At 58.4% G+C, this 11,129-nt stretch carries 8 protein-coding genes; 3 read left to right on the forward strand and 5 right to left on the reverse strand.

Annotation, left to right across the window (positions count from 1 at the left end; translation table 11 throughout):
• Positions 1-286: 286 nt before the first annotated feature.
• On the forward strand, positions 287-1,621 hold the full coding sequence (locus tag IGS51_RS19305) for a homoserine dehydrogenase (RefSeq protein ID WP_297080421.1): 1,335 nt from the start codon (positions 287-289) through the stop codon (positions 1,619-1,621).
• A gap of 88 nt (positions 1,622-1,709) precedes the next feature.
• Here IGS51_RS19305 and IGS51_RS19310 read toward each other — a convergent pair whose 3' ends face one another.
• Positions 1,710-3,551: a DUF2779 domain-containing protein gene (locus tag IGS51_RS19310; protein ID WP_297080422.1), complete on the reverse strand. Its 1,842-nt coding sequence runs from the start codon at positions 3,549-3,551 to the stop codon at positions 1,710-1,712.
• A gap of 793 nt (positions 3,552-4,344) precedes the next feature.
• Here IGS51_RS19310 and IGS51_RS19315 point away from each other — a divergent pair.
• On the forward strand, positions 4,345-4,890 hold the full coding sequence (locus tag IGS51_RS19315) for an SH3 domain-containing protein (protein WP_297080423.1): 546 nt from the start codon (positions 4,345-4,347) through the stop codon (positions 4,888-4,890).
• 59 nt (positions 4,891-4,949) lie between these two features.
• On the opposite strand, the gene IGS51_RS19320 is transcribed toward IGS51_RS19315, so the two are convergent.
• Entirely contained in the window at positions 4,950-6,032 is a 1,083-nt protein-coding gene (locus IGS51_RS19320) for a Gfo/Idh/MocA family oxidoreductase (RefSeq protein WP_297080424.1), read from the reverse strand.
• Positions 6,033-6,194: 162 nt separating this feature from the next.
• Entirely contained in the window at positions 6,195-7,541 is a 1,347-nt protein-coding gene (locus tag IGS51_RS19325; RefSeq protein ID WP_297080425.1) for a dihydroorotase, read from the reverse strand.
• A 571-nt stretch (positions 7,542-8,112) separates the two neighbouring features.
• Here IGS51_RS19325 and lepB point away from each other — a divergent pair.
• A complete protein-coding gene (gene lepB / locus IGS51_RS19330) occupies positions 8,113-8,724 on the forward strand; it encodes a signal peptidase I (RefSeq protein WP_367279383.1) in 612 nt (203 codons plus the stop codon).
• A gap of 63 nt (positions 8,725-8,787) precedes the next feature.
• Here the strand turns inward: lepB and IGS51_RS19335 are convergent, their stop codons facing one another.
• Together IGS51_RS19335 and IGS51_RS19340 are read right to left on the reverse strand one after the other, a co-directional pair.
• On the reverse strand, positions 8,788-9,108 hold the full coding sequence (locus IGS51_RS19335) for a hypothetical protein (protein ID WP_297080426.1): 321 nt from the start codon (positions 9,106-9,108) through the stop codon (positions 8,788-8,790).
• A gap of 70 nt (positions 9,109-9,178) precedes the next feature.
• Entirely contained in the window at positions 9,179-11,008 is a 1,830-nt protein-coding gene (locus IGS51_RS19340) for a caspase family protein (RefSeq protein WP_297080427.1), read from the reverse strand.
• Between the last annotated feature and the right edge of the window lie 121 nt (positions 11,009-11,129).

Here is an 11,129-nt window from a genome sequence, read left to right on the forward strand (position 1 = left end):
CATTCAAATTGAGGTTTGAACTGAAATTCGGGTTTGTCATTCAGTGCCAAATCAGAACAATGTCGAGTCAAACAATGCCGAATCAGACTGCGAATTGGAGGAAGACGAAATCTAGTCCATAAAGTATGTATATACATATAATCTCGACCTGTCAAGAGATAACCGCCCGGAGCTTGTGTAAATTGGGCAAGTGCAACTCAAAGCGACACACCTCAGAAGCCGCCCTCACCCGCGCAGACATTCCCTCCTACAATTGGGGGAAGATGATTTTCACGGGTCGAGAACTGTGGCATTCAAGATTGGGCTATTGGGCTTGGGAACGGTGGGTGCGGGGACGGCGGAGATTCTGCTGAATCCGGAGTTGCGCCATCCGCTGGTGCAGGAAATCGAGCTTGGCAAAGTGGGCGTGCGATCGCTCGACAAGCCGCGCCCGGTGGATCTGCCCGCCGACCTGCTGACTACTGACCTAGAAGCCATCGTCACCGATCCAAACATTGACATTGTGGTGGAGGTAATTGGCGGGCTAGAGCCAGCGCGATCGCTCATTTTGAAGGCGATCGCCCACGGCAAACACGTCGTCACCGCCAACAAAGCCGTCATTGCCCGCTATAGCGACGAAATCTTTGATGCAGCCAGCACTGCCGGAGTGTACGTCATGATCGAGGCGGCCGTAGCAGGCGGCATTCCGGTCATTCAGCCGTTGAAACAATCCCTCAGCGTCAACCGCATCCACCGCGTCATGGGCATTGTCAACGGCACGACCAACTACATCCTGACGCGCATGGCCCGCGAAGGCGCAGACTTTGATGCAGTGCTGGCGGATGCCCAGCGCTTGGGCTATGCCGAAGCTGATCCCACCGCCGACGTAGACGGACTCGATGCCGCCGACAAAATTGCTATCCTGGCCTCCCTCGCCTTTGGCGGCCGCATCAAGCTGCCCGAAGTCTACTGCGAAGGCATCCGCAGTATCAGCGCCGCCGACATCGCCTACGCCGATCGCCTGGGGTTTGTGATCAAGCTGCTGGCTACGGCCCTGCGGGAACCCAGCGCCCCCGGCGACGCGACCGACCATCTGCAAGTGCGCGTCCACCCGACGCTGTTGCCCAAGAGCCATCCCCTCGCCAGCGTCAACGATGTCTACAACGCCATCTTATTTGAGGGCGATCCGGTGGGGCAGGTGATGTTGTTTGGTCGCGGCGCGGGGTCTGGGCCCACTGCCAGCGCCGTCGTGTCGGATATCCAAAACATTGTGGCGATTTTGAAGACCTCTGCGAAAACTTCAGGCGAAACGTCGCCCCATTCCACTGCCGACCTGCATCCGCTGCTGGCCTGCATCCATCAGCACTACTGCACCATCAGCCCGATGGATGAAGTCGTCAGCCGCTTCTACGCCCGCTTTCTGACCCGCGATATGCCCGGTGTGATTGGGCGACTGGGCACCTGCTTTGGCGATCATGACGTGAGCCTAGAATCCGTGGTGCAAATCGGCTTCCAGGACGACCTAGCAGAAATCGTCGTCGTCACCCATGACGTGCGCGAGGGCAACTTCCGCAAAGCCCTGGCAGAGATTCGAGGCTTTGAGGGCGTGGCGGAGATCCCTAGCGTACTGCGGGTGCTGTAGAAAAAATGAAAAATGAAGAACGAAAAACGAAGAACGAAAACCCCATTCTTCCCTCTTCGTTCTTCCCTCTTCGTTCTTCGTTCTTCCCTCACCCTCTTCTCTCTTTCCCCCGCAACAGTCCCGCCCAGTGCCACCAGACCATCACCATTGCGGCGGTGTCAAGCTGACAATATTGCAGCAGCAGGTCTTTCCACTGGTCGCGGGTGGCGGGGTCGCAGGGGCCCTCAGTATGGTGAACCATTGCGCGGTAGGCGCGGATGGCGGAAGGGCCTTCGGTGACGGCGATCGCCGCTCCGTGGATCGACTGCGTGGGTAGTGCTTTGTAGGGACTGAGCAGGCGGCCGGTCTCGTCATAGCGGACATATTCTGGAAAGCGATCGCGCAGGGCTGGATTGGTGCGCCAGATCGCTTCTACCACGACTTTGATCGAGGTGCTGCCGCGCATCTGGGGATGGAGGTAATGCTTTTCTGTTAGCTGGCAGAGATCGACCAGGCGGCCGCAATCGCCCCCGTTGAGCTTGACGGTGTGGCCAAGCCAGTCGCGCAGGGCAGGGTTGTCATAGCTGCGCCGGGTCATTTGCTCCAGTACTTCTCGCAGCACGGTGTTTTCGTGTTTGCTCCACATAAAGGGCGTGCCCGTGCTGCCGAGGCGCTGCATCAGCGATTCGGCAAAGGCAAAGTTGGGAAATTCATCTTCGGTGCAGATCCAGCATTCGTGCTGCGGCTCGGCATCGGGTGCGGTCAGCGTGTGGCAACTCCACTGAAAGGCGATCGTTTCGTAGGGGCGCATCCCGCTGTAGCAGGGAATGGCAGGCGCACAGGTTTCCATGTCGATAAAGTGCAGCGGATAGTCAAAACTGTCTAAAATGTCCGCTAGCTCTGCCGAAACCCACTCGGTGTCTTCGCGGGTGTGATGGAGTTGGCGCAGTTGGCGATCGCTGTAGGCGCTCATGGAGCCGTCTTTTTTGACCAGCAGATCCGGCGTTACATCGTACAGGCTAACCTTGCCCTGCTGAATGAGTTCATTAGCGCGATCGCCCAGGCTGCCGACGCGATACAGGTCTAGCAGATGCGGCGACACGTCTGCTAGGTCGCCCCAGCAGTGGCGAAAACCGTTGAGCGGGGCTTCGTCTTCGACCCAATATTCGCAGTCGCGGCAACTGATCGACAGGGCGGGTTCGGCCCGTTGCAAGCTGGGCCAAAGCAGCGCTGTGTATTGCTGAATGCCTGCACGAACTGCCGGCAGCGTCGCCTCTACTTCGGCGGTGATGTCGATCTGGATCAGAAAGCTGGCCGCGCTGAGCGCTGCTTCGTTGCCCAAAAACTCGACCTGAATCTGCGAAAAGCCTGCATCTACTGGAATACGCCGTACTTGAAACTGGCGATGCAGTTGGTCGATGGCGGAAGGTTTGGTTTTGTCGGGCAGCATGAGAAAGGCGCGAATCTCGAAATCGGGGAAGTGCGATCGCAGCAGGTGGATTTGGAACGCGACATCTTCGAGCGTGTCGCGCCAGGCCGCCAGCGAAAACAGGCTGGATTTTCCTTCTGCGATGCGCTTTTGATACTCGGTGGGGTCAAAGGATCGGGCCTTGACTTCGATCAGGTCAATCCGTCGCCCCCGTTTCACCAAAATGTCGGCCCGCGCCACGACGCGATCGCACAATAAGGTCGCCTCAAACAGCGTGATGGAGTCGGCACGGTTCAGCAGCGCCAGCGTTTCTGCATTTGCCGCTTCTGGGTCTGCTTCGGCTTGCACCCGAACTCCGTCTGGAAAGCGCAGTTTGGCGATCGCCTCCACAATGTATCCGCCCTCTGCTAGCAGTTCCAAAAACTCGCTGCCGGCCTGCACCGAAGGATAACCCAGTTTGTGGTAGTAAAGCTTCGTAGGGCAAGACCGAGCCAGCTTGAAGTCAGATTTTGACAAATACATGCGGAGTATCGGCGAAGAAACAGTACAAACAGTGCAAAAAGCGCAAACAGTGCAAACAGTACAAACAGTGCAAACAGTACAAACAGTGCAAAAAGCGCAAACAGTGCAAAAAGCGCAAACAGTGCAAACAGTACGAACAAAGAGATGATGGCGATCGCCCAAAAGAAATCGCGTTGCGCTGTTCTATCTTTGGCATTCTGGCTGGGCGATCGTCAATAGAGCCAATCCCTGAGCCGATCCCTTAGAACCGATACTTTTGGCGCTACCCAATGCATTGGTTAAAATCTGTTTCGGCTTAAATCTGTTTCACAATCGCTACTGCGTCAGAAGAGAGGTGAAGAAAACAGAGGATGCAAAAGAGATTGTGCGATGATGCTGGTTTATCTTGATCGGAGACTTGCCGGGAATTTGCTGGAGAACGAAGCTCTTAAGGAAATTTTTCTCTATTTCTTGAAGTGATTTTGGGCAAATCTGGTAAAGTTTAAGCGTTTAGGATCAGCTTCAGGTTTATCAAGCCGCTTATCAAACACAAGAGTCGGCTTGCATCACGCAGGACGTTAACGCAGCGTATGCGCTGGTGTGAAGGTGTTGTGTAACAAGCGTTGTGTAACAAGCGTTGATTTTGGGTAAATTCTACTGCGCTTTTATCGAACCGTTAGCGTTCGTTTTGTTGTGGTCTCAAAAACAGGAATTGATGATTCATATGCGTGTAAAACACTGGATCGCAGGTGGTCTTGCAGCGTGCTCAGCCCTGGTCATTGCAGCAACGGCTGCACTGGCCCAAGTTGCGACAGTGACGGTCAATGATCTAAACGTTCGCAGCGGCCCAGGCACCAGTTTCCCAGTCACCTTCGTTCTCCGTCGTGGCGATCGCGTCGAGATTATCCGCCGCCAGGGCAACTGGGCTTTTGTGGTGGGCGAGCGGGGCGGCGAAGGCTGGGTCTTTGGCCAGTACCTCTCCACCACTGCCCCCTCTCCTGCACCCTCCCCCACGCCCACGAACGATGTATTTCGCGGCACGGGCACTATCGACAACGCCCGCTACAACGGCTCCGGCGAGTCTCAGCTAGTGATTGGTCGCCAAAACCGCGACGGTTCCTTTAGCCTCACGGGTGGGCGCTTCAACGTCGAGTACATTGGCACGGTGCGAAGCAACTTTGAGGGTGCGGTGGAACTTCAGGTTAACCAATTCCGCTCTTCTGAGATGGGCTATCGCACGGTTTCTGCGTCTGGCACTTGCAACATCCAGACCAGCGGCGGCACGTCGGTCAGCCGCAGTTTTTGCAGCGTGACTGGCTCTGGAATTGACCACGGTCGCAGCAACTTTAGCGGCCGGTAGGGGCAGGTTCGTCGCTAGTTCGCTCCTGCTATGACAAATCAGGGGGGTTGGACGGGTCACTACAGGCTCACCCAGCCCCCTTTTTGATGGGATTCGTGGGTGCGGTCGATTAGCCGCTGCGAATAGACCCCATCGGCCAGCGTGGGCATGGGTGACGATTCCTGGGCGATCGCCCGCACCCAGCTATCCACCACCCGCAGAAACGGCGCAAGCCGACCGTCCGGGTAGGTTTGGGGAAACGCGAGGCGATCAGGAATTTCGACCTCCTGGAGCGACTGCCCCGCCGGAGCAGCCCAGAGCTTAAAACCGTGGACATAATCGGTCTGATGATCGCTGCCGAGAATCAGCGTGCCGCGATCGCCATACACCTCCACCCAATGCCCACGGCCCTGAAACGTGACGGTGCTAAGGGTGATTTGCACGGGCGTTCCGTCCGCCAGATCCAGCCAGACGCGGCAGGTATCGTCCGAATCGACGGGTTTTGGCTCGCCCGTGATTGGGTCGGGTCGGGTGGGAATGGTGGTGCTGAGGCTGCCGCAGAGCCGCGTCGCCGGGCCAAAGAGCCAGCGCAAATAGTCGAACGTGTGGGAACCGAGCGCCCCCAACGCCCCACCGCCCTGCTCCTTACGGGCGTACCAGTTCCAGGGGCGATTGGCATCAGCGCGACCGCTCACCAGCCAGTCCACCTTCACCAGCCGCTTTTGCCCCACAAAACCTTCGGCTAGCAGTTCTGCCAGCCGCATCCAGGTGGGCACAAAGCGGAACTCAAAATCCAGCGCCGCAACGAGTCCTTTGGACTGGGCCAGATTCTGCAATTCCTCCGCCTCGGCCAGCGACAGAGTCGTGGGCTTTTCTAGCAGCAAATGCTTGCCTGCATTCAGCACGGTTTTCGCCTGCTCGTAGTGCAAGAACGGCGGCGTGGTGACGCTGACTGCCTGCACCTCTGGTAGGGCTACTATTTCTTCCACCGTTTGGCAAGCGTGGGGAATGCCGTGCGCCTGGGCGATCGCCTCTGCCTTGGGGCGATCGCGGTGCTGCACCGCCACCAATTTCGTTTGATGATGAATCTGGAAACCGGGAATGTGAATCTTTTGCCCAAACCCAGTGCCCACGACGGCTACGCCAATTTCCGATAGTGTCATGCGAGGTTCGTCCGCTCGTCTGCCTTTTTCACGATATAGCAGAAGGGGGCTGGAGGAAGAAGGAAGAAGGAAGAAGGAAGAACAAAGAGGGAAGAACGAAGAGGTTCTGTTTTTCGTTTTTCGTTCTTCGTTTTTCGTTCTTCGTTTTTCGTTTTTCCTTCCTCACTCAAACCGCAGCGCCTGCCCTCGCACTGCCGTATTCAGCGTGCCGTGATCAAAAACCACCTGGCCGCCGACAATCGTAACCACCGGCCAGCCCGTCAGATCCCAGCCTTCAAAGGGACTCCAGCCGCATTTGGTTTTCAGCGTTTCTCGCTGCACCGGGCGGTAGGTGCTAAGGTCTACCAGCACTAGGTCAGCATCATAGCCGGGGGCGATCGCCCCTTTGTTGGGAATTTTGTAGGCTCGGGCCACGGCAGTAGACATCCAGTTCACCACCTGAGCAACGGTGCAACGTCCCTTGGCCGCCTGGGTCAGCATCAGCGGCAGCGAGGTTTCCACACCAGGCATTCCAGAGGGGGTGTTGGGATAGGTCTGGGCTTTTTCCTCCAGCGTGTGGGGGGCGTGGTCGGTGGCGATAAAATCCAGCACGCCGTCCATCAGCGCTTGCCAGAGGATGGCATTGTCCTGGGGCGATCGCAGCGGCGGGTTCATCTGCGCCAGCGTGCCGATAGTTTCGTAGGCGTAGGTATTCAGCAGCAAGTGCTGGGGCGTGACTTCGGCCGTCACCCAGGCGGGCTTGTCTTGCCGCAGCAGTTCCGCCTCCTCACCCGTAGACAGGTGCAGAATGTGGAGCCGCCGCTGATATTTTTTGGACAGCGCCAGCGCCCGCTTCGTGGCGATCAGCGCCGCCTCGTTGTCTTGAATCACGGAATGAATCGCCGGATCGCTCACCCCGGCATACTTTTCGCGCCGCTGAAGGATTCTCGCCATGTCTTCGGCGTGGACGGCAATCAGCCGATTTTCGTAATTCGGGTCGCTCAGGTCACGGTAGAAAATTCGCTCCAGCGCGTCGTCGTCATTCACCAGCAGCGGCCCGTGCATCGACCCCATGAAGACCTTAATGCCGCAGACCGGGTTCGCCGTCCGCAGATCGGGCAGATTTTCCGGCGTTGCGCCGATAAAAAAGCCGTAGTTGACCAGGCACTTCTCCGAAGCGCGGCGCAGCTTGTCGTCCAATGCGTCCTGGGTAATCGTCAGTGGGCGCGTGTTGGGCATTTCCAGAAACGAGGTAATGCCGCCCTGGGCACAGGCGCAACTGGCGGTGAACAGGTCTTCCTTATGCTCCAGCCCTGGTTCGCGGAAATGCACCTGCGGATCGATCGCCCCTGGCAACAATGTCAGCCCTGCTGCGTCGATAAGGATGTCGTCTGGCGTTGGGGGAAGGTCTGGAGAAATTTGGGCGATCGCCCCATTCTCGACGCGCACATCCCGCAGCGCCATCGTTCCATCCGGCAGCAAGACCTGCGCCTGACGGATGACCAGTGGAGCAGTGGTTAAACTTGCCATACGCTACCTGCTATCCCTCGATGTCCCCTTAGACTGTGAAACGATTGTATCGGCGCGTCCCCAATTTTGTGAGCGGCTGTCTGAAAAGTTGACTTTAGGAGTTAACTTTTCAGACAGAACACCTGTGTTAGCCTCTGCCAGAGCTAAAAAGTACGTTTGCTCCTCGGATAAACTGGGAGAAAGAAAGGGTGTCGTCTGCTGGAAAGTGGTCTATCGTAATGATTGTGCATTAACCCACATAAACCGTAACGGCTGTACTTAACGGCTATACGTCTGAAATTACGGCTGACTTGGGTTACATCCCTAGCCTTAGAGGATATTTGAAAAGTCCTGCTGTTTGGAGCAAAGCGTGCAAGATCCCCCTAAGTCTCCCTTAAAAACGGGGACTTTAAGACGGTTTCCCCCCTTTTTAAGGGGGACCAGGGGGGTCTCTGAGTGCTTAACATGACAGGCGATACCTTTTCAAACACCCTCTTAGACCGTCTCCAGATTTCTAGGCTCACCCGATTCTGAGTTCACCTCATCGTTTACCTCATCAAGTACATCAACTCCTAACTACATAGACTCGCAGATGTCCAGTCAATCTGATTCCCCCACCCCTCAAACGCCTCCTGCTGAGCCTGCTGCCTCCAAGCCCAAGGCCGACAGCCCCCTCATGGAAGGGATCAAAACGATTGGCCTGAGCGTAGTGCTGGCGCTGGGCATTCGCACCTTTGTGGCGGAAGCGCGATATATCCCTTCCGAGTCCATGCTGCCGACGCTGGAGGTAAATGATCGCCTGATTGTGGAAAAAATCAGCTATCACTTCAACCCACCCCGACGCGGCGACATCATCGTGTTTAACCCCACTGAGGCGCTCAAGCAGCAAAACCCCAGCCTCAACGAGGCCTTTATCAAGCGAGTGATTGGGCTGCCCGGTGAAACGGTGCAGGTGACGGGCGGGCGCGTGTTGATCAACGGCCAGCCCATCGAAGAAAACTATATTCAGTCCCCGCCTGATTATCAGTGGGGCCCAGAAAAGGTTCCTGCGGATTCGTTCCTGGTGCTCGGCGACAACCGCAACAACAGCTACGATAGCCACTTTTGGGGCTATGTGCCTCGCCAGAATATTATCGGACGGGCGGTGGTGCGCTTCTGGCCAGTCGATCGTCTGGGCGAACTGGGGCCGCAGCCCAACTATTAGCCAGCAATTTTCCTGGAACTCAATCTCGTTCAGTCTCGTCCAGTCTCAGCCGCTGGCTTTCCGCTAGGCCGTTGCTTCAACCCGGTACATGAGGTGCAGCGTCGCCCAGCGCGTTACGTCCAAGGCATAGAAGTCGCCTGGGAAATTGCTTGGAAAGCTGCCTAAGGAAGAGCTGTCTGTAGAAGTGGCATCAGAAGAAGTGGCATCAGAAGTGGCATCGTGCAGGTCTTGCAGGATGGACTGGGCCACATCGAGGGGGTTGGGGAGGGCGATCGCCTGTCGGGGGGTCGCTCCGGGGGCGATGGGCAGCCCGGCCAGCGTCCGGCGAAAGGGAGCCACGCTGAGAATGAGGAAGATTTCCGCCAGGCCGGGCACATTGGGCACGACCCAGCCCGGAGAGGGATCGGCGGGCAGCGTCAGGCTCGATCCGGGCAGCAGCGGCGGCTGCTCGGTGCTAGTAGCGGAGGGTGCTGCCTGCGGGGACGGGTGCGCCGGATTCGACCGCTGCCCCCAGGCGCTTGCTGCTGAGGCGGTTGGGAATGCTGACGGTTTCTTGCTGCACGATGGGCAGGGGGCGAGCGGTGGTGGAACCCGGCCCGATCTGTTCCAAAATCGCCCGCACGCTGAGGCGCGAGGACGACGCATTCACCGTCAGCCGCAGCAGCTTCATGGAAAAGAGCGATCGCAGTTGGGGTGTGAGGCGATTGACCGCTGTTTTCACCGCTTCATCTGCTGTGGATGGCTCAATGCCCAGCGGCACACACCCCGGATAAAACAGACCATACTTTCCATCCAGGCTTGCAGGTGAACTAGGCATCTCCAACACAGGCTGGGACGGGGGAACGTCCGTCTGCACGGCTGGATTAGGCAACTCTGACAGCGATACTGCTGCTACTGTCGTTTCCACCGCCCGACGCTTGCCAAAGAGATAGTCGGCCGACTGTTCGCCCGCGTTGACCAGCGACACCTTCGCCGCCGTAAATGCACTGGTGGCATCCACCCGCTCGATCCGATCCAGACTGCTGTCGAGGGCGATGGTCAGCCCCACGCTGCGGGGCAGCAGGCGCGCCCGCTCTTGCACGGGCTGTCCTGGCTCTACGGACGCGCCCTCGATCACGGGCAAAACCTTCAGCGTCAGCCCGTCTCGGCTCTGCACCCGCAGCAGTTGCGGCGCACTGCCGAGGGTTTCCCAAAGCGAACCGGGGCTATAGGCGCTGAGGGCAGACGGTGGCAGTCCGCCCGCCCAGAGGCGCAGCGTCCGGGCAGAGTCCGGCGCGACCAGGATCACCCCGTCGGCTCCGGCTTCCGCAGGCACAAGCGGATAGGCACTGGTTCCATCGCGGCTAAGCGTACCGTTTGCCTGTGGCTCTTGGTTTGCGCCCGACAGCCGCTTGATGCTGCTGCTGGTTTGAGTCAGCACTGTCGAGAGGGCTGTGCCTGCGGTGGCATCCCAGAGATATTGCGTCAGGGCGTAGGTGAGTAGACCTGCGCTAAAGCCACTCCAGCGACCTTCTAGCGCCGCCTGGCCGGGGGCCGCAGCCGTGAGGAATAGCCCCGGCAGCGGGCCCGAAAGAGTTGCCTTGGCAGCCCGGAGGCGATCGCCCAGCGACTCTTGCAGCGCAAGTTCCTGGGGATGCAGGTCGCCCGTGGGCGCATTGGGACGGGCCCGAATCCGGAGGTTGCCCTGGAGCGAGGTGCCCAGGTTCGAGAAGCCCAAATCCAGCAGCGTCAACACCTGCGAGGTGGGGAGCGATCGCACCAACTGTTCCAGCGTTGCGCGGGTGAGGTCGGCAATCAGGGGGCGATCGCTCGTGGGCAGACCGCCATCGATGGGCACGATGCTGTCCCAGAGCTGCTCGGGATCGGTCGCCGAGCGCATTCGGCTGCCCAGACCGCTGATGTGAACCACCACCACATCGCCGGGTTTCGCCTGCTCCAGCAAATGGGCTTGAAATGCCTCCGTAATGCCTGCCCAGGTGGCTTGCTCATCCGTCAGTGTTACCATATCCGCAGGCTGAAACCCAAAGCGGTGCTGCAACACCTGTCGCTGCATTTCCACGTCCGTCAGCGCTCCTGGCAGCAGCCCGCCTTTCACAGGGGGAATATCGCTCACGGCTTCGGGATACTGGCTGATGCCGATTAGCAGGGCTAGCTTGCGCGAGGTCGGCGCGGCCAGCACTTGCCCAGCGCGATCGCCCCAGGCCCACAGGCCGCTGCCGAGCGCCCCACCGATGGCGATCGCCCCCCTGCTCCGCTGCAAAAATTCGCGCCGTGTCAGCCCCATGCTTCTATTTCAGCATCAAAGCCTCCCTTTGTTGAGCAGGCAGGAGGACAAAGTTGGGGATTTTGGATTTTGGATTTTGGTAGGACTCACGCAGTTGGAGGATTTCTCGCGGGCTGCGCCC

Origin of the sequence: Thermoleptolyngbya sp. M55_K2018_002 (assembly GCF_015295965.1) — a bacterium.
Classification (GTDB): Bacteria; Cyanobacteriota; Cyanobacteriia; order Elainellales; family Elainellaceae; genus Thermoleptolyngbya; species Thermoleptolyngbya sichuanensis.